Genomic DNA, 20,700 nt, shown 5'->3' with positions numbered 1-20,700 from the left:
CGTCGACCGTGGAGGACTTCCATGCGGGTCGTTCGGTCTTGTCGTTGCCGCCGCATTGGATCTTGCCCGGATTGGCCAGGTTGAGCACCTCGGCATCCGGGTCCAGTGCGTAGGTGCGCTCCTTGTGGTTTTCGTTCACCCAAGGAACGTCACTGTTGCCCACCACGATCGGCTCCTCGGTGAAGTCGGGCGCCGACTGCAGCGTGCCGACTTGGTCGTAGAGCTGGTAGCGGTCGAACGTGATGAACGCCACCTGGTGCTGGGGGTCGTTGCTACTCATGCCGGTGATGCGGCCAAAGTCGTAACGAACACCGTCCCAATCGAGCGCAGCACCTCCGGCGCGAGGAGGGGCGGTGCCGTCGGTCGCTGAGGTCGAGGAGGCCGACTCGCCGCCGAGGCCGTCGCCACACGCCGTCAGCAACGAGATGGTGATCAGCAGGGCCAGTGTCGCCAAGGGACGGGTGCGGGACATCATCCCACCATGATCCCTTGCGAGCGCCACCGGCGCACCCACCTCGGGAAGTCTCCAAGCCTGAACCATGTCCCGGTCGCGTCGCCTCAGGGCGAAGCCGAGGTGTTGGGTGGGAGGAGAGGGCGTGGCCTCGTTGGCGTTCGCCTGCTGTGCCGGCGCCTCGTGCGGCCTTTTCAGTAGCGACTCGGCGTCGGTAGCGGCCGTCGACCGACGACCGTCGACCCGTCGATGGCGATCTGGTTAGACACGGCCGGTCGGCGGGCCGGTGCGGACCCACGCCCCCGAACGGAACCTTCGGCTCATCAGCGCCGTGCGCACGGCCATCGACACGAGCAGCGTGGCCCACAGGGCCCACAGCCCGGCTCCGGTGCTCAGGGTGAGCGCCGCTCCGGCGCCGAAAGTGACGGCGACCGCCAGCATCGCCCCGGCCAGAAAGCGCAGGTCGCCGGCGCCGACGAGCACCCCGTCGAGCGCATAGGCGGGCCCGGCGATCGGCTGACCGAAGCCGACCCACAACAGCGCACCGGCGGCCGCCGCCACGACGACGTCGTCGGCGCTGAACAGGCCGGCGAGCACCCGGTGGCCCAGCACCGTGACCGCGCCCAACACGACCGAGGCACCAATCGCCCAGGCCACCACCCGTCCGGCTGCCGATCGCGCCTCACCGCTCCGCCGGCCGCCCAACTCGCGGGCCACCAGCGCCTGTCCGGCGGTCTCGATGCCGTCGTAGGCGAAGGCGAGAAACGTCCACACCCCGATGCCGATCTGGTAGGCGGCGAGCTCGACCGTGCCCATCCGGCCGGCCACCGCCACCGCCATCAGAAAGATCGACCGAAGGGCCACCGTGCGCACGATCAGCGCTGACCCCACCCGCAGCTGGATGGCGATGCGCCCCAGATGTGGGGCGAGCCCCACCTGGTGGCGCCGGGCCTCGGCGCCCACCAGGGCGACGTAAACGAGGGCCCCGCACCACTGGGCGATCACCGTCGACAGCGCCGAGGCGCCGATGCCAAAGTCGAGCACGATGATGAGGGCGACCTCGATCACCAGGTTGATCAGGGCGGTCACCAACCCGACGTACAGCGGTGTGCGGGTGTCGTGGTGACCCCGACGAAACCCGGCGCCCGCCATGACGATCAACAGCGCAGGAAATCCGGCGGTGGAGATGCGCAAATACGTCACGGCGCCGTCGACCACCTGGGGCTCGGCACCGAAGAGCCGGCCGAGCGCCGGTGCCAACGGCAGCACCACCAGCGCCACCGCCACGCCGAGCAGGGCGCCGAGCCACGTGGCGGTCACGCCCTCCTCGGCCGCATCCCGTTGGCGCCCGGCGCCGAGAAGTCGGGCAACCGCAGCGGTCGTGGCGAACGTGAGGAAGATGAAGATGGTGTAGGCGGCCATCACGATCGTGCTGGCCACCGCCAGGCTGGCCAGCGCTTCGGTCCCGAGCGTGCCGACCAGGGCGGTGTCGGTCAGCAGGTAGGCGGGCTCGGCGGCCAGCGTGGCGGCTGCGGGCACCGCCAGAGCAACGATCTCACCATCCCAGCGGCGCTCGCTGCTCATCACCGTTCCGGCTGGGTCGGCCTTCCGACCGTCACCGCAGACACCAGTCGATCGGCGGCCGGCCGGCCTCGACGAGCGCAGCGTTGGCCTGACTGAACGGCTTTGATCCAAAGAACCCACGGTGGGCCGAGAGCGGCGAGGGGTGCGGCGAGGCGATCACGACGTGCGGTCCACCCTCGATGAGGGCACGCTTCTTCTGGGCCGCCGCACCCCACAGCACGAACACCACCCGCTCCGGCTTGGCAGCTGCGGTGGTCATGACCCGGTCGGTGAAGCGCTCCCAGCCCTTTCCCTGGTGGGAGCCGGCTGCGCCGCCCCGCACGGTGAGCGAGGTGTTTAACAACAGCACGCCCTGCGTGGCCCACGCCGAAAGGTTGCCGCTCGACGGTTCGGGGCAGCCGACATCGGCGGTGAGTTCGGAGAAGATGTTCTTCAGCGACGGGGGCGGCGGAACATCGTCGCTCACCGAGAACGCCAGGCCATGGGCCTGGCCGGGGCCGTGGTAGGGATCCTGGCCCAGGATCACCACCCGCAGGTCGGCGTAGGACGTGAGGTGGAGGGCGGCGAACACCTCAGCGCGGGGCGGGTACACCGGCCCGCGAACCCGCTCGGCATCGACAAAGGTCATCAGCTCGGCCCAATAGGGGGCCTGTAGCTCACGACCCAGCAGCGGGTTCCAGTCGGTGGCCATCGCCCCATTCTGGTCGGCCAGCCCGTCGGGCTTCGCTGAGGCGGTTCGAAGCCGCAAACGCCGAAGCGGCGCGCGACGGTGGCGCCGAGCGCGAAGATGGACCCATGAGCCGCCGCACCGTCACCGTCCGCCGTTTCATCGCTGCGCCACCCGAGGTGGTCTTCGACCTGATCGCCGACAACTCGGCGTGGGGGAGGTGGGCGATCGGCCTCGAATCCGAACGCGAGGCGGAGGGCCACGACCATCCCGATGGCGTGGGTGCAATCCGCAAGGTGGGACGAGCGCCGGTCGCCAGCCGCGAGGAGATCACCGCCTTCGATCCGCCCCGATCGCTCAGCTACAAGCTTCTGACCGGCCTCCCACTTCAGGACTACGAGGCCTCGGTGATGGTGGAGCAGGTGACCGACGGCAGCCTGCTGACGTGGGCCGGATCGTTCGTACCGGTCAACGGGGTGCAATCCGCCGGAGGCGCGACGGCGTTGCGGGCGGCGTTGGGGAGCTTCTGCGTGAGCATCGCCCGCTACGTGTCACGCGACGACGGCGACGACGACCTCTCGGTGCACGAAGGCACCGTCGACTAGACATCCGGGCTGCGCCGCCGCGGCTGCGGGGCGTCGCTACGCTCCACCGATGCCCGCTGCGCTCGTCACCGAGGATCTGGCCAAGGCCTTCGGTGCCAACGTCGCGGTCGGCGGGCTCAGCCTCGTGGTGCCCCAAGGGAGCTGTTTCGGGCTGATCGGACCCAACGGCTCGGGCAAGACGACGACGATGAGGATGTGCGCCGGGCTGCTGCGTCCCGACAGCGGACGGGTGAGCGTCGATGGCGTCGACGTGTGGGTCGACCCGGTTGAGGCCCGCCGCCGCATCGGCGTCGTGCCCGATCCGCTGTTGTTGTTCGAGCGCCTGTCCGGCATCGAGCAACTGGTGCACACCGGCCTGCTGCGCAACCTCGGTCGAGCCGTGACCGAGGAGCGGTCCTGGGCGTTGCTGGAGGTGCTCGGCCTGACCGGGGCGGCCGGCGAGGTGATCGGCGACTACAGCCACGGCATGCGCAAGAAGCTGTCGCTGGCCGCTGCGATGCTGCATCGCCCCGCACTGTTGTTGCTCGACGAACCGTTCGAGGGCGTCGATCCGGTTTCGGCGCTCACGGTGCGGCGGGTGCTCGACCGCTATCGCCACGCCGGCGGCACCGTCGTCGTCTCCAGCCACGTGATGGAGGTTTTGCAGCGCTTCTGCGACCGGGTGGCCATCATCGACCGGGGCCAGGTGCTGGCCGCCGGACCGCTGGACGAGCTGGCCGGCGACAGCACCACCCTGGAGGAGGCGTTCATCGCCATCGTCGGCGAGTCGCCCACCGACGCACGCTTGTTGGACTGGCTGGACGCGCCGACGTGACCAAGCCGGGCGTCGTGGCCGGTCGGACCTCGGTGCGGCCCGCCGCCGCTGAGGTGGCTGCCCATTCGGCGCCGCCGCCGTTGGGCCCGGCACTCGCCGCCCGGCGCATCGTCGAGCTGAAGGTGGCGTTGCTGACGGCGCTGGCCCGCACCTCGATCATGCATGCGGTTGGGCTGGCGGTCGGCACCGCCGTGGCGGCGGTGTTTGGCGGAGCCATGGGCGTGGGGATTGCCGTGGGAGCCCGCCAGGTGGCCTGGCTCGACCCGGTGCTCGTCGTCGGCGCCACCGCGCTGCCGGTGGTGGCGGTTCTCTTCGGGGCGATGGTCGGGGCCGAAGGCACGATCGACCCTCGGCGGCTGGCGGTGTTGCCGCTGTCCAACTCGGCCCTCTCGGCCGGCACGCTGACCGCAGCGCTCGTTGGACCGGCAGGGCTGGCCGGCATGTTGCTGGCGGCCGGCACGGTGGCCGGATACGTATCGGCGGGTCCCGGGGCGCTGATCGTCGTGGCGGGCGTCGTCGGCCTGGCGACGTTGACCGTTACCTGCGCCCGGCTGGCCACCAACGTGTTGGGCATGCTGGCCGGGGGTCGGGGCCGGCGCTTCGCCAACCTCCTCACCGCCTCCGCCGGGCTGTTGCTGGCGGCGGGTGCGCAGCTGATCAGCTTCCTGATGACGCGGCCCACCGGGTGGTGGGAGAACGCCGCCGACGCAATGGCCTGGACGCCCACCGCCCAGCTCGCCCGTGCGGTCACCCAGGCCGGTACCAGTCCCGGGGCGGCGACGGCGCACCTGCTGGCAGGTCTGGCGGTGTTGCCGGTGCTGTTCGTGTTGCACGGACGCACCTTTCGCCTGTTTCTGGTGGCGACGCCCGGCGCCGGCGCAGCCTCGAAACGTGCTCGACGGCAGCGGCGGCCCTACCCGCGATGGCTGCCCGAGTCGCCCGCCTGGACAGTGGCGGTGCGCTCGGTGCGCCTGAAGTTGCGGGAACCGCGCCTCCTGACCGGGCTGGTCGCCGCGCTGGCGTTGGCGATCGGTGGATCGCTGGCCGTCGTGCTGTCCTCCGGGGATGGCCGCAACCCCACCATGGTGTTGCTGGGGACCGCCGCCCAGTTTGCCGTGATCTTCGACAACCAAAACGTCTTCGGCACCGACGGTCGGGCGCTCGGCGCCGACCTGATCGCCAACGGCGACCTGTCCCACTTCGTGCGGGGCAAGCGGCTGGCTGCGCTCTTCTCCGGGGTCCCGCCGGTCGTGGTGGTGCCACCGATGGTGGGGGCGCTCACTGGTGGGTGGTCGCTGGTGCCGATCGGGCTGCTCCTCGGTGCCGGCGCTGCCGTCCTCGCCTCCGGTGTGGCCATGTTCGTCAGCGTGAACGCGCCGATGGCCCAGCCCGAATCCTCCAATCCGTTTGCGTCAGCGGACGCCGGGCAGGGTTGCCTGTCGGGCCTGTTTCTCGGTTTCAGCCTGGCGTTGATGGGCATCGTCACGATCCCGCCGGCGCTGGTGATCGGGTATTTCGGGCCGGGGCGGCCTGCGTTGGTGGTGGCCTTGGTCGCCGTCTCCCTCGCCGTTGACGTTGCGCTGGGGGCGCTGGCCGAGCGCACGGCCACCCGGATGCTGACCGGCCGTGCCGATCGGGTACTCGACGCGGTGACGCCCACCTGAGCGCCTCGTTGGATCAGTGGGCGCGCCAGTCGGTGCGGCCCGCTCGCACCGCCGTCGCCGACACCTCGGCGAACTCCGGCGGAAGCCACAGGCGGTGTTCGCCGGGGGTGGACCATCCCTGGCGAGGGGCGACGGCCACTTCGGGCAGCGAGGCGAGGGCGGCCCGCTGCGCAGCTTGGTCCCCACCGTAGAAGCGCAGCTCGTGGAGCTGGTGCCACTTGTCGGCGCCCATCACCACGGCGTCGTAGCCGACGGCCAGGTCGGCGATCAGCCGATGCCGTGAGACGACGATCCCGATGTCGCTGCGCCCATCGGCGAAGCGGTGCAGCGCATCGACGCGCTGCTCGATCTGTTCGCTCAGGTGGGCCTTGTCGAAGGCGGCCTGGCTGATCGCCAGGTCGAGTCGATCCAGCCGTCGCTGCTCCAGCGCCGCGTCGATGACCGCCACGTGAGCGACGGTCAGAGGGTGAAACGACCCGGGGTAGATCCCCCGACGGGGTTGATCCGCCGCCACTCAGCCGACGTTGCGTTGCGTAGCGGCGCGACGCACGAACTCGACGATCCAGTCGGCGGTCAACCCCTGGGTCACCCCCAGATCCAGCGACGCGAGCCCACGGCGGGTCTCCTCGTCGCCGATGCGTTCCCATCGGTCGAGCGTCAGCAACTGCGACAACTCCGGGGTGTACTCGGGGTGGCCCTGGAACGAGATGGCGGAGCCGTAGGCCATGCCGGCGACCGGGCAGCCCGGCCCCTCGGCGAACACGACGGCGCCCTCGGGCGGCACGATCACCTGGTCCTGGTGGGAAGCGATCAGCCTGAACTCCTCAGCCGCCGGCACCATCCATGGCTGAGGCCAGGTCACCCGGTACGTCTGGACGCCCACCCGCCAACCGACGGCGGCCCGCTCCACGGAGCCCCCCAGTGCGACGGCCAGCAGTTGGTGGCCGAAGCAGTCGCCGATGTAGGGCCGGTCCTCGTCGACCAACGTGCGCACCAGCTCGAGGGCGCTCGGTAGCCAGGGAAGGTCATCGCTGACGAGCGAATGGGCCGAGCCGGTGGTGATCCAGCCGTCGACGACGTCGAGATCACCCGGGAGCTCGCCCTGATCGAGGTCGACCCGCACCAGCGTGACGTCGTGTTCGGCGAAGAACGAGGCGAACAGCTCGGGATAGTTGCCGCCGGGGCCTTGGGCGGCCGGTGCCACCTGACCGCACATCAAAAGTCCGAGCAACATCTGTGCCTCCAGCAACACCCGAGCCGGTGCGCGGCCTGTTGTCTGGAACTTAGTGGTTGTGAAAGCCGCCGGGCGCGAGACAGACTGGGCACGTGGCCACAGCGATCCCTTCCCCCTTGTGTCTCCCCATCCTTGTAGTACTGCGCTGACGCGCACACCCGATTCAGTTCGTTGGCGTGCGTGATGACCTCCCCAGGTGGGAGGTCATCGCAGTTTTCGGCCCGAATCGGTCGTGCGCACGTCACCGTGCTATCGAAGCACACCACGGCGGCGCCGCACACCGTCGAGCCAGGCTCATACCAAGCATCACCGCTCCAAACGCCCAGCCCAGCCTTCCCCATTAGCCCACCCTCACAGGAACGATCATGGACCCCACCCCGCACCTCGGCGACGACCCGGCCGCCACCCCCGCTGATGGTTCGTCCACCGTCGGCGCCGCCCCTGAGCGGATCAACGGCGGCCAGGCGCTGATCCGCTCGCTCGAGCTGGAAGGAACCGACACGATCTTCGGGTTGCCGGGCGGGGCGATCCTCCCGGTGTACGACCCGATCCTCGACAGCCCGATCCGTCACATCCTCGTCCGGCACGAGCAGGGCGCCGGGCACATGGCCGAGGGCTACGCCCACGCCACCGGCCGTCCGGGGGTGGCGATGGTGACCTCCGGCCCGGCGGCCACCAACATCGTGACCCCGCTGGCCGACGCCTACATGGACTCGGTGCCGATGATCTGCATCACCGGGCAGGTGGCCACCGCATCGCTGGGGACCGACGCCTTCCAGGAAGCCGACACGGTCGGTATCACCCGGTCGGTGACCAAGCACAACGAGCTCGTGACCTCGGCGGCCGATATCCCGCTGAAGGTTCGTCAGGCCTTTCACCTGGCGACGACCGGGCGGCCGGGTCCGGTGCTGCTCGACATCCCCAAGGACATCGTCGACCCGAACAACCCCGACGCTTGGTTCGATTGGGTCTGGCCCACCGACGACGAGGTGCGTGCGTCCCTGCCCGGCTACCGGCCGACGACGACTGGCCACCCCCGTAAGGTGCGCGAGGCGGCGGAAATGATCCTCGCCGCCGAGCGGCCGGTGCTTTACGTCGGCGGGGGAGTGCTGAAGGCCCGGGCGGCCGAGTCGCTGCGCGAGCTGGCCGAGCTGCTCGACATCCCGGTGGTGACCACGCTGATGGCCCGGGGGGCGTTTCCCGACGACCATCCGTTGTGCCTGGGCATGCCCGGCATGCACGGTAACTACACCGCGGTCACCGCCATGCAGCGGAGCGACCTGCTGATCGCGTTGGGCAGCCGGTTCGACGACCGGGTCACCGGCAAACTGGCCGAGTTTGCACCTCTTGCCAAGGTGATCCACGTCGACATCGACCCGGCTGAACTGGGCAAGGTGCGCAACGCCAATGTCCCGATCGTCGGGGATTGCCGGCAGGTGATCGATGCGATCCTTGCCGACCTCATCCATCTGGGTGGCGCCGACGCGGCCACCGACATCACGGCGTGGCGCTCGACGGTGTCGGGATGGCAGGAGAAGTACCCGCTCGCCTACGACCAGTCCGAGCCGGGGGAGCTGCTCAAGCCGCAGTACGTGCTCGAGCAGCTGCGCGACCTGTCGCCAGAGGACACGATCGTCGTGTCGGGCGTGGGCCAGCACCAGATGTGGGCCAGCCAGTTCTGGACATTCCGGCACCCCTACACCTGGATCAACTCCGGGGGCCTGGGCACGATGGGCTTCTCGGTGCCGGCGGCGATCGGGGCAAAGGTCGGCATGCCGGACCGCACGGTGTGGTCGGTCGACGGCGACGGCTGTTTCCAGATGACCGCTCAGGAATTGGTCACCGCCGCCACCGAACGCATCCCGGTGAAGGTGGCCATCTTGAACAACGCCTATCTGGGCATGGTTCGCCAGTGGCAGGAGATGTTCTACGAGGAGCGCTACAGCGAGGTCTACCTCAGCCCCGACCTGCCCGACTACGTGAAGTGGGCCGAAGCGATGGGCTGCGTGGCGTTTCGCGTCGAGTCACCCGAGGAGGTGGCGCCGACGATCCGTAAGGCCAACGAGATCGACGACCGCCCGGTCGTCATCGAGTTCCGCACCGACAGCTCGGAGAAGGTGTTCCCCATGGTGCCTTCCGGTAAAGGCAACGACGAGATTGTGGTGTCGCAGGACTCCGACGAAGCCGAAGGGATCACCCAATGATCGATGAAGACCACCACCACGTGCTGTCGGTGCTCGTCGAGGACAAGTCGGGCGTGCTCGCCCGGGTCGCCGGGCTGTTTGCCCAGCGCGGGTACAACATTGAATCCCTGGCGGTCGCCCCGTCCTCGGATCCGGGCCTGAGCCGGATCACGATCACGGTCAACGTCGACACGGCACCGCTCGAGCAGATGGTCAAGCAGCTCAACAAGCTGGTCAACGTGCTGAAGATCACCGAGCTCGCTCCCCGGCACTCGGTGGAGCGGGAGCTGATGTTGGTGACCGTGCGGGCCGAACCCGACCGTCGGCGCGAGGTGATCGAGCTCACCCAGGTGTTCAACGGGCGGATCCTCGACGTCGGTCACCATGCGGTGACGGTGGCCCTCGATGCCCGCCCGGACCGGCTCGACACCTTCGAGCGGTTGCTCACGCCCTACGGCGTGGCCTCGCTCCAGCGGACCGGCAGGGTGGCGCTGCCCAAGATCGACGACGAGCCCGGCAGGTCGTAGCGGACCGGTCGGTTGACACCGACGTCGCTTACGTGCCGTTGCGTGGCGGTGCCCCGCATTGCTCGAAGAGATCCTCGAGGTCGAGCTGAAGGGTGGGAGAGAACTCGGCTTCCAACTTGGCGACGCTGCCGCTGTTCAGAACCTCGGACAGGCTGACGCGTTCGGCGAGACCGACGCCGACGCACGACGCAGCCTCGGCGTTGAGGCCCTGGGCGGCGTAGTGGTCGGTCAACAGCTTTACGAGGTGGGTGGCTCCGCACGGGTCGACCGCCTCGGCGACCGGTCCGAGCAGCTCGGTGGTTGTCCCGGTCGACTGCCGCGCCACCTCGGTCACCAGCGCGCCGGTTGCGCCGTCGAGTTCCCCAGCGATGCAGGTGGCAAAGCCGGGGTCCAACGTGGCGTCCAGACCAAGGCGAATGACGTACTCCTCGCCGAGCCGCTCACCCAGAAACCCGGCGTCGACGCAGCGGCTGATGGCGTCGGCGACGATCGTCCCGCCGGTGGGGGTGAGCTCGCCGAGACCCCCACCGGCGGTCACCACGCGAAGGTCCTGCGGGGGCAAAGCTGATGCCCGACGTTCCAGGCAGGTCCGTTGCTCGGGCGAGACCGCCACACCGTTGGTCGAGGTCTCACCCAGGCCGGGCACGCCGGCCCGATCCACCAACTGGGCGAGGGGTCCGCCGAGCCCGGCGATCACCCTGGCCCCACCGGTCGAAGCGCCCACGCCGGTGTCCTGCGAACCGGGCTGGGCGACCTCATCGTTCGTCCCGGGGGCATCGGAGCTGCCAGCCCGGCGTGCACGCTCGTCGCCATCCGACGCGCACCCCGGGCCCGCCAACAGCACGGTCAGCAGCGCGGCCGCGCCGACCAGGGCTGCGGAGCTGGGTTGCGTCGGGGTCCGGCGCAGCGCCGCAACATGATCGGACAAGACGCGAGGGCGTCGGCAATGGAACACCGCCCGAGGATATCGAGTGTCGGTGGCGCCGCGACCACCTGGTGCCACCAGCCCGGTGGAGCTATCCGGCTGCCTCGCACTCTTTGGCCAGCTTCTCGATATCGGCCTCCAGGGAGGCCGGTAGTTCGCCACCCTGTCCGAGTTCGATCAGGTCGGACATCGTCACCTTGCCCTCAAGCCCGTCCGCAATGCACTGGGCGACCTCGTCGCGCAGCCCGCTCTCCTTGAACTGCTGGAAAAACAGGTCGCTGATGATGATGTCGCCGCAGGCATCCAGCAGGTCGATGACCGGCTGGGGAATCTCGTCGCCTCCAGCATTCTCGGCGAGCGACGCTTCGACGAGCAGGTCGCCGACCTGGCCTTCGAGTTCGGTGCTGAGGCACGCGGTGAACTGCGGGTTGGGCTCGCTGCCCAGCTCCTTGGAGAACTCTTCGGAAAACACGGTGGCGATCTCTTCCGGCGGGATGCAGGTGTTCATCGCTGCGGTGACGATCTCGGTGCCCTCGGGCGAGAGCCCGGCGAAATCGTCGTCGTTGATCACCGCGTCGTAATCGGCCTCCGAGAGATCGGCGGCCTCCTCGTCCAGGCAGGACTCCACGTCCGGCCCGAACGTCTCGTCGGAGGACCCGCCGTTGAGGCCGGGGAGCGACACCGCCTCCTCGCCCAGCTTCGACCCCAGGCCGACATTGCCACCGGTGAGCCCACCGGCATCGGAGGTGGTCGTTTGCGCCTCGTCACTCGTGGTCGTGCTCGCCTTGGTCGTCGAGCTGGCGGCCTCGATGTCGTTGCCGCAGGCGCTCAGCGAGCCTGCCAGCAACAGCAAGCCGGAGATGACGGCAAGCGCCGACCGGGCAGATTGGCGATGGCCACGTTTGGAACTGAAGACGGTGCTCACGGTGGGAGAGGCTACCGCCGGTATGGGCGACTTCGCATCCCCGAGGGGAGAAAAGCTCGGATCGCGCTGCGTTAGGGCCGAGGATCCCGCCTCGGATGAAGGTGCTGTTGCACCGAGCGACCGTCTCTCCTCGCCCGTCCCTGCGGGACGGTTGGGCGTGGGCGCCTACGCTGGGGGGCCGAACATTGACCGGTCCCGGGTCGCTACGCCACCGCTGCGGAGTTCCCTCCCGACCAACGGATCTTTCCAACCAACCGATCACTCACCAACAAGGAGCCCCCGACATGGCAACCGTGTCCTATGAACGCGACGCTGACCGATCGCTGATCGCCGACCGCAAGGTGGCCATCCTCGGTTACGGGTCCCAGGGCCACGCCCACGCCCTCAACCTGCTCGAGTCGGGCGTCGACGTCCGCGTGGGCCTGCGCGAGGGTTCGTCGTCGCGAGCAAAGGCCGAGTCGGCCGGCTTGGCGGTGACCGACCTGGCCTCGGCGGCCGCCGAGGCCGACCTGATCATGATGTTGCTGCCCGACACCGACATCGGTCCCGCATACGAGGAGTTCGTTGCCCCCAACCTCAACGACGGTGATGCCCTGTTCTTCGCCCACGGGTTCAACGTGCGGTTCGGATACGTCAAAGCGCCCGAGGGCGTCGACGTCGCCATGGTCGCACCCAAGGGGCCCGGTCACCTGGTGCGCCGCACCTACACCGAGGGCGGCGGCGTTCCCTGCCTGATCGCCGTTTCCCAGGACGCCAGCGGCTCGGCTCGGGGCCTGGCCCTCGCCTACGCCGATGCGATCGGTGGCACCCGTGCCGGCGTGCTCGACACCACCTTCGAGGAGGAGACCGAGACCGACCTGTTCGGTGAGCAGGTTGTGCTGTGCGGCGGGCTGACCGCACTGGTCCAGGCCGGCTTCGAGACGCTCGTCGACGCCGGGTATCAGCCCGAGTCGGCCTACTTCGAGTGCCTGCACGAGCTGAAGCTGATCATCGACCTCATGTACGAGCAGGGCATCTCCGGTATGCGCTACTCGATCTCGACCACCGCCGAGTACGGCGACCTCACCCGTGGACCCCGCGTGATCAACGAGGGGGTCCGCGCCGAGATGGGCAAGATCCTCGACGAGATCCGCAGCGGTGAGTTTGCCACCGAGTTCATCGACGAGGTCCGCTCCGGCGGGTCGCGCTTCGCCGAGCTGCGCAAGGCCGGCCAGGAGCACCAGGTGGAGCAGGTCGGCGCCGAGCTGCGGTCGATGATGCCGTGGATCTCCCAGGGCAAGACGAAGGTCGAGGACATCTCCGGCGGCGACTAGTCGCCTCCGTCCGTTTTCTGCGCATTGGGACCGTCGACACCGCCATGGCGGGGTCGGCGGTCCCAGCGTCGTTTTCGGGGACGGTCGGTCCGCTGGTCGTCAGGAGTGCCAGACTGCATTTCTGATCATCAGGGCCACTGCCGCCCGTGAACGACGCCGAGGGGGCGCACCATGAAGTTGGGGATTTTCGACGGTAACTCCGGGCCACAGGTCACGGTTGACGACTATGTGGCCAATGCTCGGGCGGCGGCCGAGGCCGGCTTCGACAGCTACTGGCTTCCCCAGATCTTCGGGATGGAAGCGCTGACGCTGCTGGCGGTCGTCGGCCGCGAGGTGCCCGGCATTGCGCTCGGCACCTCGGTGGTGCCCACCTACCCCCGCCACCCGATCACGATGGCCGCCGAAGCGTTGACCACCCAGAAGATCTCCGGCGGACGGCTGCACCTCGGCATCGGCCTCAGCCACCAGATGGTGATCGAGGGAATGTTCGGCTTGTCCTTCGACCGCCCGGCGGCCCACATGGAGGAGTACCTGGCGGCGCTCACCCCGCTGTTGAGGGGCGAGGCTGCTGACGCCTCCGGCGAGCGCATTTCGGCCCATGCCAGCCTGGAGATCGGCGCCGACCCGGTGCCGCTGCTCGTCGCCGCCCTCGGCCCGAGGATGCTGAGGCTCGCCGCCGAGTACGCCGATGGGACGATCACCTGGATGACCGGGCCGAAGACGCTGTCCAGCCACACGATCCCCACGTTGGCGGCCGCTCGCGAGGAGCTGGGCAAGGGGCCTGCACGGGTCACGGCGGCGCTGCCGGTTGCGGTGACCGCCGACGTCGCCGGCGCCAAGGAGCGGGCCGCCAAGGCCTTCAGCATCTATGGGATGTTGCCCTCATACCGGGCCATGCTGGACCGGGAGGGTGCCGACGGCCCCGCAGACGTGGCGATCATCGGCTCGGCTGGGGAGGTCGGCGAGCGGATCGGCGAGCTGGCCGAGATCGGCGTCACCGACTTTGCTGCGGTCGAGTTCCTCCCCGGTGAGGAGGGTGCCGGCACCCGCGAGGTGCTCACGGGCCTGCTGTAGGTGTTACAGCCGCGAGACCGTCCAGCCGGTTGGGCGGCCGTCATCCCAGGGCATCAGCGCGTGGAACTGGCGGGGGTCATCGTCGAACATCAACGCCAGAAAATGGGCATCGCCCTCGTGGAAGTCGAGTCCGCTGTCGGGGCGGGTGGCGGGATCGCACCAGGCCATCAGAGCGCTGCGGGGCACCCAGGCCAGCTCGCCCTCGTCGTTGGCGGCGGGCACCTGGCCGCGCCACTCGGTGATGAGAAACAGAAACCCGAACCAGTCGTCGCCCCCAGGGCCCTCGAAGCCGGGCCAGGAGATGGTTCCTCGCAGCCGCATCTTGAGGGGCACGATTGCCGCCTCTTCGTGCAGCTCACGGGCCATGCCGGTGGCGACGTCCTCGTCGGGCTCCAGCTTGCCGCCCAGCCCGTTGTGTTTCTGGTCCGGCCGGTTGGTGCGGTGGACGAGCAGCACCAGGTCGTTGGCCCGATCCCAGACGAAGCCCAGCGTTCCCATGACCGGCCGGTAACGGCTCATCCCGGTGGTCGGCCGCCGCCCGGGCCGGGCTCGATCACGTCGGATGCACCCTCGCCGCCGTCGATCTCGCGGATCGGGTCGTCGACGTCGTCCCACTCCAGGCGAAGGGCCTTGGAGATGTCGGCGTGCATGGCGTACCAGGCGGTGATGTAGGTGAACTCGATGATCTCCTCGTCGCTCAGGTGCGCCCGGAGCTCGACGAACACGGCGTCGCTGACCCGCCCGTTGGCCCCGACCAGCCCGTCGGTGTAGGCGAGGACGGCCCGTTCGGCCGGCTCGAACAACGCCGACACCTCCCACGACGCAATAGCGTCGATCTTGGCCTCGTCCATGCCGAGCCCGCGGCACGACTTGCGATGCTGGCTGTACACAAAATTGCTCTGGCGCAGCCATCCGGCCCGGGTCTGGCCCAGTTCCCGCAGGACGGGGTCCAGACGGCGCTCCGGGTCCCGGTACAGGGCGAACCCTGCCAGGCAGTGGGCGAACACGTCGGGGGAGGCGGCGAAGGTCGTCCACCAGTCCCCGGGGGAGCCGGTGGCGGTACCCGGGTCGGACACCGGGTCCTTGTCGCCGAAGATGTAGGCGTACGTTGCCGCCACCCGCGGGTCGCTCACCTCGTCGAGTGGAACCTGTCGAAGTCTCCCCATTTGGCCAGGCTACTGGCGGCTCGGGAGGGCTGCGCCGGCCTCCACCTAATCCCGACCTTGTAAGTCGGGATTAGGCCCTCCTAGGCTCTGCCCGTTCCAACTTCGAGTCACCACAGAAGAGGCGTACCCCACATGAGCGAACAGACCCCCGACCGTCAGCAGGGCTTCGAGACCCGTCAGATCCACGCCGGCCAGGAGCCCGACCCGACGACCGGTGCGTGCGCCGCCCCGATCTATCAGACGACCGCCTACAGCTTTCGCGACGCCGCCCACGGTGCGGCGCTGTTCTCCCTCGAGGAGATCGGCAACATCTACACCCGCATCATGAACCCGACGCAGGGCGTCTTCGAGGCGAGGCTGGCGGCGCTCGAGGGTGGCGTGACCACGGCTGTCGGACTCCCCGGCGCCCTGGCGGTCGCCAGCGGCATGGCCGCCGAGACCTGCGCGATCATGACGCTGGCCGAGGCCGGCTCACACATCGTCACCGCCGCCTCGCTGTACGGCGGAACCTACAACCTGTTCCGTCACACCCTGCCCAAGATGGGCATCGAGGTGACCTTCGTCGAGGACGCCGGCGACATCGAGGCCTGGAAGGCCGCGGTCCAGCCAAACACCAAGGCGTTCTACGGGGAGACGATCGGCAACCCGCGCAACGACATCCTCAACATCTCGGCCGTAGCCGACGCCGCCCACGAGGCGGGCGTGCCGCTGATCGTCGACAACACGGTGGCCTCGCCGTTTCTGTGCCGCCCGCTGGAGCACGGAGCCGATATCGTCGTGCACTCGGCCACCAAGTTCATCGGTGGCCACGGCACCTCAATCGGCGGCATCATCGTCGACGGCGGCAGCTTCGATTTTGGTGACGCCGAGAAGTTCCCCGGGTTCAACGAGCCCGACGAGAGCTACAACGGCCTCACGTTCTGGCCCTCGCTGGGCCACGGCTCGTACATCCTCAAGGCACGCCTGCAGTGGCTGCGCGACACCGGTGCGGCGATCTCGCCGTTCAACGCGTTCATGATGCTGCAGGGCCTGGAGACGCTGTCGCTGCGGATGGAGCGCCACGTCTCCAACGCCCAGGCGGTCGTCGAGTTCCTCGATGCCCACAACCAGGTGGAGCGGGTGAACTACGCGGGGCTGGCCAGCTCGCCGTGGGCCGAGCACGCCGCCAAGTACGTGCCCGCCGGCGCCGGGTCGGTACCCAGCTTCGTCATCAAGGGCGGCCGCGCCGCCGGCGAGACGTTCGCCAACGCACTCGAGCTGCACTATCAGTTGGCCAACCTGGGCGACGTTCGCTCCCTGGTGGTCCACCCGGCGTCGACCACCCACAGTCAGCTCAACGACGAGGAGCAGCGCTCGGCGGGTGTCGAGCCCGGCCTGGTGCGCCTCTCGGTGGGCCTCGAGAGCATCGACGACATCATCGCCGACCTCAAGGTTGGATTCGCCGCTGCGGCCCAAGCCTGAGCGCAGGGGGAAACCGAGCCTGAGCGCAGCGGGGAACCGAGCCTGAGCGCAGCGGGGGACCGAGCCTGAGCGCAGCGGCGGCTCAGCGGTCGAGTTGGAACCGGGGTGCGCCGTCGACGACGGCCAGCACCCCGGTTTCGCCCAACAGCTCGATGGGATCGGCTCCCCCCGGCACCAGTTCGCTCGCAGGGCAACCCAGCGCAAGCACCTCGCCCTTGTGTTCTCCGTCGAGCAGGGTCACCTCGATGACGACCGTGCGTTCATCCTTCGGATCCTGATCGGCGTCGATGACGAAGACGTCGTAGCTGCCGTCGGGAAGGGGAGCGGCGTCCGGCGGTGCGTCCTCGGCCCCACCCTTCGTCGAGTCAGCGGCGTCGGACATGGGGGCGAACCTACAGGACCCACCCGAACTGGGGAGCCCAAAGCGCGCTCTGGCGGTCGTGTGCACTCCCGAGTTGCGGGAGGTCCCCGTAGTCGGGAGCCCAGAGCGCGCTCTGGCGGTCGTTTGGGCTCCCGAGTTGCGGGTGCCCCGAGTTGCGAGTCGTTCCCGTAGTCGGGGTGACCCAAGAGCAGCCGGAGAGCCTCAAAGGTCAGAAGGCGGAGCAGTTCATGTCGATCTCTCGACCGGCGAGGGCATCTTCGACTCCCGAGTACACCGTCGCATCGATGATCAGCCCGAGGTGCTCGATGGCCCGCTGCGGGCACTGGCTCTGCAACTCGACGTTGGTGGCTCCGTCCTTGAGCGCCGCGTTGCTGGGCGGGATCACCAACTCGTCAATGGCGGAGTAGATGCTGACGTACTTCACCGGTGCGATGACGTCGGGGCCGGCGTTCAACGCGTTGAGGTACGGCGAATCGATGGCCATCTGCAAGCAGGCGGTGTGGCCGAGGCAGGTGCCAAACGTGAGTGCAGCGAGCAGGTTGGTCAACACCGTGCCGTAGTTGGGCGCACCCAGCATCACCAGCGTGTCCACCTTGGTGTTGCCGCCGTAGTTCTTGACGCAGTCGCGAGCCACCAGGCCACCCTGGCTGTGGCCGACGAGGTCGACCTTGGTTGCGCCGGTCTTGGCCTGTACGACGTCGATCTCCGAACACAGCGCCTGAGCGGTGAGGCTGATGTCCTGGGCGCCCAACGTGGGCAGCTCGAAGATGGTCGTGTCGTAGCCGTCGGCCCGCAGCCGGTTGGCGAGGATCTCGTTGGCGAAGCTGGGTGAGAAGGTGCCGGCGACGATGATGACCGGATTGCGTCCGGGAACCGGGGCCGGTTGACAGGCGGTGGCGACCACAGCGGCGATGAGCAGGGTGGCGGCCATGACCGCTTTGATGGAGATGGTGTGTCGCATCTCACGAACGCTAGTCACACAATCAGCCCGTTGCTAGGCATCCGCTCAAGAATCGGACGCGAATGAGCATCGTGGTCCAGAGCGCACTCGCACCCGCTGGGTCATGGCGTCGGCGGTCCTACATCGTTTCGGCGAAGCTGACCGCCCCCTCGCCGCGCAGGACGTTCTTAAGGAGCTTGCCGGATGCGTTGCGGGGCAGCTTCTCCGGCCAGCGCTCGATGAGGGACGGCACCTTGAACCCAGCCAGCCGCTCGGCCACCCAGGACCGAAGCTCGGCGTCGGTCACCGCGGCCCCGTCGACCAGCTCGACCACCGCCTTCACCTCCTCGCCCAGGGCCGGGTGGGGCACGCCGACGACGGCTGCGTCGGCCACCTCGGGGTGCTCGACCAGGCGCTGTTCGATCTCGACGCAATAGACGTTCTCTCCCCCTCGGATGATCATGTCCTTGGCCCGATCGGTGATGAACAGGTACCCCTCGGCGTCGAGATGCCCCAGGTCGCCGGTGTGGAGCCACCCATTGCGGATGGCCTGGGCGGTGGCATCGGGCCGGTTCCAGTAACCGGGCATGATGATCGGACCTCTCAGCAAGACCTCGCCTTGTTCATCGGGTCCCAGGTGAACCCCGTCGGCCCCGGAAATGGCGACATCGACGACGGGCATGGGCAGCCCGACAGAATCGGGTCGGTCGACGCGCGATCCCGCCAGGTGCACGGTGGCCACCGAGGAGGATTCGGTCAGCCCGTAGGCGTTGGAGGTGGCCCGCACGTTGGGGAACGTGTCCCTGATCATCCGCTGCAGTTCCAACGCGGAGGGGGAACCGCCGAAGGCGACCGACGTGACCGACGAGGTGTCGTAGTCGCCGCGGCCGGGGAACTCGCACGTGCGCCAGATCATCGTGGGGACGGTCGACCAGATGCTCACTCGCTCGCGTTCGATCAGCTCGAGGGCCAGTTCCGGTGTGAACCTGCCGGGCACCATCACCAGCCGGAGGCCGCCGAGCAGGCCGACGACGAGGGTGGAGTGGCATCCGGACACGTGAAACAGCGGCGAGGTGAACAGCGCCGCGGTCTGGCCGCCCGTCGACTCGGCGGCAGGTTCACCGAGGCGATCGAGCACCGTGGCGTTGGCGGTCAGCAGGAACACGGTGTTCTGCAGGTTGGCCACCATGCCCCGATGGGTGGAGATGGCCCCCTTGGGTCGGCCGGTCGTCCCCGAGGTGTAGAAGATCACCGCCGCATCCCCCTCGTCGAGGGCGACCTCGGGCGGGCCCGGATCGTCGCCGGCGGTCAGCTCGGCGAACTGCGAGACCAGCGGGTGGGCGTGATCGCCGTCGATGGCGAAGACACGTTCGAGCTGTGGAAGCTCGTCGAGGTGATCGACCACCCGTGCCAGGCGCTTATCATCGGCGACGAGCACCTTGGCGCCGCTGTCCTCCAGCCCGAAGCGGATCTCGTCGGTGTTCCACCAGCCGTTGAGCCCGACGAGTATGGCCCCCAGGTTGACCGTTGCCCAGAACGTCAGGCACCACTCCGGGTTGTTCTGGCTGAGCACCGCCACGCGGTCGCCGTGTTGCACCCCGGCCGCAGCCAGGTTGGCGGCGATGCGGTTGGCGTCGGCTGCGAACTCGGCGAAGGTGATCCGGCGGTCGCCGTAGACGATGAAGGTGGCGTCGCCATGTGCCGCAGCGAACGCGAACACCTCGCGCAGGTTGGCCATCCGGCTGGCATACACCTTCATCGGGAGCGGCTCGGGCCCTCCGATCCCAGCCACGTCGTCGATGATCACCTCGAAGGTTCCGCCCGGGCCGGTGAGTTCTTCTCGCACGTCGGCGATCACCGTCGCCGGAGACGCCGGGCCCGCAGCATCCGATCGGGCGGTGGATGGGTTGGTCGGCTGTGTCATAGGCCTCATTCTGGTCAACGTCACCCACGCGAAACTGGAAAAGTCGTTCGGTGATTGCGGGGTGGGTTCCAACGCGCTCGGGCCGGCGAGCGTCGCGCGTTGGCGATACGAGGGGATCGGATCGACCACGAGGGCCCGGTAAGGTCCGGCCGTGCCCCAGCGTGCTCGTTCGTCATGTGACCTCTCGACCCCCGACCGTTGGGCGACCGTTGCGACCCTCGGCCGCTCAGCGCGCCGCTGGTCGGCCGGGCTGCTCGTCGCCGGGGTGGTGCTGGCCGGGTGCGCCGGCGGCGACGATGGCCCGTCCGGGGACGCCGGTGCCGATGCAACCAGCGCCTCGGCACCTTCGAGCACCGCTGGACCTACCACCGACGAGACAACGGCAGCGCCGACCACGCCCGCTCCGTTCCAGCTTCCGGCGCTGGGACCTGAGAGCGCCGTGGGCACCGGCCTTCCGGACGGGATCTACGCCGCCATGCTCAACAGCGTCGATGCAGAGAACGCGTCGGTTGGCCTTAACCTGGTGACGGTCAGCGACCAGGGCGGCGTGCCCATCGCCACCGACGAGGACCCGCTGGGGCTCGTCGATCGCCCCACGAACGGCGACACCGAGATCCTGTTGTTGCCGACCGAGGGCGGCGGTCTGCGTCCGGCCACCCAACGGGAGCTGTGGAACACGATGGGTAAGAAGGACACCGGCTTCGCCGTCGGCGACTCGTCGGTGCTCTTCTTTACGATCGAGGGCGGGACGATCGTCAAGGTCGAACAGCAGCCCTACATCGCACTGCAGTGACCGGGCATCCCGGGGGAGCGGCCGACGCGCCGACGGTTGCGCCCCGGATGGGGCGGCCAAGGCCATCC

At 68.8% G+C, this 20,700-nt stretch carries 20 protein-coding genes and 1 pseudogene; 9 read left to right on the top strand and 12 right to left on the bottom strand.

The window, feature by feature from the left end:
* From PKD89_RS16810 to PKD89_RS16800, 3 genes and pseudogenes are all read right to left on the bottom strand, one after another.
* A pseudogene (locus PKD89_RS16810) lies at positions 1 to 472 on the bottom strand (hypothetical protein); the annotation flags it as partial.
* 240 nt (positions 473 to 712) lie between these two features.
* Entirely contained in the window at positions 713 to 2,035 is a 1,323-nt protein-coding gene (locus PKD89_RS16805) for an MATE family efflux transporter (RefSeq protein WP_289011082.1), read from the bottom strand.
* A 31-nt stretch (positions 2,036 to 2,066) separates the two neighbouring features.
* The gene (locus tag PKD89_RS16800) at positions 2,067 to 2,726 is read right to left on the bottom strand and encodes a uracil-DNA glycosylase (protein ID WP_289011081.1); all 660 of its coding nucleotides are present in this window, start codon (positions 2,724 to 2,726) and stop codon (positions 2,067 to 2,069) included.
* Positions 2,727 to 2,830: 104 nt separating this feature from the next.
* Here PKD89_RS16800 and PKD89_RS16795 point away from each other — a divergent pair, with 104 nt between their 5' ends.
* From PKD89_RS16795 to PKD89_RS16785, 3 genes are read left to right on the top strand one after another with little or no spacing between them, the layout of a single operon-like run.
* A complete protein-coding gene (locus tag PKD89_RS16795; RefSeq protein ID WP_287379003.1) occupies positions 2,831 to 3,307 on the top strand; it encodes an SRPBCC family protein in 477 nt (158 codons plus the stop codon).
* A gap of 49 nt (positions 3,308 to 3,356) precedes the next feature.
* A complete protein-coding gene (locus PKD89_RS16790; protein ID WP_289011080.1) occupies positions 3,357 to 4,121 on the top strand; it encodes an ABC transporter ATP-binding protein in 765 nt (254 codons plus the stop codon).
* The gene (locus PKD89_RS16785) at positions 4,118 to 5,785 is read left to right on the top strand and encodes a hypothetical protein (RefSeq protein ID WP_289011079.1); all 1,668 of its coding nucleotides are present in this window, start codon (positions 4,118 to 4,120) and stop codon (positions 5,783 to 5,785) included. Before PKD89_RS16790 ends, PKD89_RS16785 begins: the two co-directional genes overlap by 4 nt.
* A 13-nt stretch (positions 5,786 to 5,798) precedes the next feature.
* Here PKD89_RS16785 and PKD89_RS16780 read toward each other — a convergent pair whose 3' ends face one another.
* Positions 5,799 to 6,299 carry a hypothetical protein gene (locus PKD89_RS16780; RefSeq protein ID WP_324332588.1) on the bottom strand — a complete coding sequence of 167 codons (501 nt, stop codon included), beginning with the start codon at positions 6,297 to 6,299 and terminating at the stop codon, positions 5,799 to 5,801.
* Positions 6,300 to 7,019: a type 1 glutamine amidotransferase gene (locus tag PKD89_RS16775; RefSeq protein WP_289011077.1), complete on the bottom strand. Its 720-nt coding sequence runs from the start codon at positions 7,017 to 7,019 to the stop codon at positions 6,300 to 6,302.
* Positions 7,020 to 7,384: 365 nt separating this feature from the next.
* On the opposite strand from PKD89_RS16775, the gene PKD89_RS16770 reads away from it, so the two are divergent.
* On the top strand, positions 7,385 to 9,223 hold the full coding sequence (locus PKD89_RS16770) for an acetolactate synthase large subunit (RefSeq protein WP_289011076.1): 1,839 nt from the start codon (positions 7,385 to 7,387) through the stop codon (positions 9,221 to 9,223).
* Entirely contained in the window at positions 9,220 to 9,729 is a 510-nt protein-coding gene (gene ilvN / locus PKD89_RS16765; protein WP_287378997.1) for an acetolactate synthase small subunit, read from the top strand. The genes PKD89_RS16770 and ilvN overlap by 4 nt, the downstream gene beginning before the upstream one ends.
* A gap of 28 nt (positions 9,730 to 9,757) precedes the next feature.
* On the opposite strand, the gene PKD89_RS16760 is transcribed toward ilvN, so the two are convergent.
* Both PKD89_RS16760 and PKD89_RS16755 read right to left on the bottom strand, forming a co-directional pair.
* Positions 9,758 to 10,657, bottom strand: coding sequence for a hypothetical protein (locus PKD89_RS16760; RefSeq protein ID WP_289011075.1), 900 nt, complete (start codon positions 10,655 to 10,657; stop codon positions 9,758 to 9,760).
* An 88-nt stretch (positions 10,658 to 10,745) separates the two neighbouring features.
* Positions 10,746 to 11,579, bottom strand: coding sequence for a hypothetical protein (locus PKD89_RS16755; protein ID WP_289011074.1), 834 nt, complete (start codon positions 11,577 to 11,579; stop codon positions 10,746 to 10,748).
* 284 nt (positions 11,580 to 11,863) lie between these two features.
* Here PKD89_RS16755 and ilvC point away from each other — a divergent pair, with 284 nt between their 5' ends.
* A complete protein-coding gene (gene ilvC / locus PKD89_RS16750; protein WP_289011073.1) occupies positions 11,864 to 12,892 on the top strand; it encodes a ketol-acid reductoisomerase in 1,029 nt (342 codons plus the stop codon).
* Between the two features lie 171 nt (positions 12,893 to 13,063).
* Positions 13,064 to 13,966, top strand: a complete 903-nt coding sequence (locus PKD89_RS16745; protein WP_289011072.1) for a TIGR03564 family F420-dependent LLM class oxidoreductase — start codon at positions 13,064 to 13,066, stop codon at positions 13,964 to 13,966.
* Between the two features lie 3 nt (positions 13,967 to 13,969).
* Here the strand turns inward: PKD89_RS16745 and PKD89_RS16740 are convergent, their stop codons facing one another.
* Both PKD89_RS16740 and PKD89_RS16735 read right to left on the bottom strand, forming a co-directional pair.
* The gene (locus PKD89_RS16740) at positions 13,970 to 14,464 is read right to left on the bottom strand and encodes an NUDIX hydrolase (protein ID WP_289011071.1); all 495 of its coding nucleotides are present in this window, start codon (positions 14,462 to 14,464) and stop codon (positions 13,970 to 13,972) included.
* Positions 14,465 to 14,481: 17 nt separating this feature from the next.
* A complete protein-coding gene (locus tag PKD89_RS16735) occupies positions 14,482 to 15,132 on the bottom strand; it encodes a carboxymuconolactone decarboxylase family protein (RefSeq protein ID WP_289011070.1) in 651 nt (216 codons plus the stop codon).
* Positions 15,133 to 15,264: 132 nt separating this feature from the next.
* Between PKD89_RS16735 and PKD89_RS16730 the strand changes: the two genes are divergently transcribed.
* The gene (locus PKD89_RS16730; protein ID WP_289011069.1) at positions 15,265 to 16,593 is read left to right on the top strand and encodes a bifunctional o-acetylhomoserine/o-acetylserine sulfhydrylase; all 1,329 of its coding nucleotides are present in this window, start codon (positions 15,265 to 15,267) and stop codon (positions 16,591 to 16,593) included.
* An 82-nt stretch (positions 16,594 to 16,675) separates the two neighbouring features.
* Here the strand turns inward: PKD89_RS16730 and PKD89_RS16725 are convergent, their stop codons facing one another.
* The 3 genes from PKD89_RS16725 to PKD89_RS16715 form a co-directional block, all read right to left on the bottom strand.
* Positions 16,676 to 16,975, bottom strand: a complete 300-nt coding sequence (locus PKD89_RS16725) for a hypothetical protein (protein WP_287378989.1) — start codon at positions 16,973 to 16,975, stop codon at positions 16,676 to 16,678.
* Between the two features lie 208 nt (positions 16,976 to 17,183).
* Positions 17,184 to 17,936 (bottom strand): esterase/lipase family protein, encoded by a 753-nt coding sequence (locus PKD89_RS16720; RefSeq protein ID WP_287378988.1) that lies wholly within the window; start codon positions 17,934 to 17,936, stop codon positions 17,184 to 17,186.
* A 118-nt stretch (positions 17,937 to 18,054) separates the two neighbouring features.
* Positions 18,055 to 19,839, bottom strand: a complete 1,785-nt coding sequence (locus PKD89_RS16715; protein WP_289011068.1) for a class I adenylate-forming enzyme family protein — start codon at positions 19,837 to 19,839, stop codon at positions 18,055 to 18,057.
* Positions 19,840 to 19,990: 151 nt separating this feature from the next.
* On the opposite strand from PKD89_RS16715, the gene PKD89_RS16710 reads away from it, so the two are divergent.
* A complete protein-coding gene (locus PKD89_RS16710) occupies positions 19,991 to 20,632 on the top strand; it encodes a hypothetical protein (RefSeq protein WP_289011067.1) in 642 nt (213 codons plus the stop codon).
* Positions 20,633 to 20,700 lie beyond the last annotated feature (68 nt).

The sequence above is a fragment of the Candidatus Neomicrothrix sp. genome (genome assembly GCF_035329545.1).
In the GTDB taxonomy this organism is placed as follows: domain Bacteria; phylum Actinomycetota; class Acidimicrobiia; order Acidimicrobiales; family Microtrichaceae; genus Microthrix; species Microthrix subdominans.
Note: the sequence above shows the minus strand (reverse complement) of the source record. Positions and strands in the feature narration are given on the sequence as shown.

What these genes read in the sequence shown, in the direction of transcription:
- PKD89_RS16805 (WP_289011082.1), bottom strand. Translation starts at nt 2,035, where the DNA reads ATGAGCAGCGAGCGCCGCTGGGATGGTGAGATCGTTGCTCTGGCGGTG.
- PKD89_RS16800 (WP_289011081.1), bottom strand. Translation starts at nt 2,726, where the DNA reads ATGGCCACCGACTGGAACCCGCTGCTGGGTCGTGAGCTACAGGCCCCC.
- PKD89_RS16795 (WP_287379003.1), top strand. Translation starts at nt 2,831, where the DNA reads ATGAGCCGCCGCACCGTCACCGTCCGCCGTTTCATCGCTGCGCCACCC.
- PKD89_RS16790 (WP_289011080.1), top strand. Translation starts at nt 3,357, where the DNA reads ATGCCCGCTGCGCTCGTCACCGAGGATCTGGCCAAGGCCTTCGGTGCC.
- PKD89_RS16775 (WP_289011077.1), bottom strand. Translation starts at nt 7,019, where the DNA reads ATGTTGCTCGGACTTTTGATGTGCGGTCAGGTGGCACCGGCCGCCCAA.
- PKD89_RS16770 (WP_289011076.1), top strand. Translation starts at nt 7,385, where the DNA reads ATGGACCCCACCCCGCACCTCGGCGACGACCCGGCCGCCACCCCCGCT.
- ilvN (WP_287378997.1), top strand. Translation starts at nt 9,220, where the DNA reads ATGATCGATGAAGACCACCACCACGTGCTGTCGGTGCTCGTCGAGGAC.
- ilvC (WP_289011073.1), top strand. Translation starts at nt 11,864, where the DNA reads ATGGCAACCGTGTCCTATGAACGCGACGCTGACCGATCGCTGATCGCC.
- PKD89_RS16745 (WP_289011072.1), top strand. Translation starts at nt 13,064, where the DNA reads ATGAAGTTGGGGATTTTCGACGGTAACTCCGGGCCACAGGTCACGGTT.
- PKD89_RS16740 (WP_289011071.1), bottom strand. Translation starts at nt 14,464, where the DNA reads ATGGGAACGCTGGGCTTCGTCTGGGATCGGGCCAACGACCTGGTGCTG.
- PKD89_RS16735 (WP_289011070.1), bottom strand. Translation starts at nt 15,132, where the DNA reads ATGGGGAGACTTCGACAGGTTCCACTCGACGAGGTGAGCGACCCGCGG.
- PKD89_RS16730 (WP_289011069.1), top strand. Translation starts at nt 15,265, where the DNA reads ATGAGCGAACAGACCCCCGACCGTCAGCAGGGCTTCGAGACCCGTCAG.
- PKD89_RS16725 (WP_287378989.1), bottom strand. Translation starts at nt 16,975, where the DNA reads ATGTCCGACGCCGCTGACTCGACGAAGGGTGGGGCCGAGGACGCACCG.
- PKD89_RS16720 (WP_287378988.1), bottom strand. Translation starts at nt 17,936, where the DNA reads ATGCGACACACCATCTCCATCAAAGCGGTCATGGCCGCCACCCTGCTC.
- PKD89_RS16715 (WP_289011068.1), bottom strand. Translation starts at nt 19,839, where the DNA reads ATGACACAGCCGACCAACCCATCCACCGCCCGATCGGATGCTGCGGGC.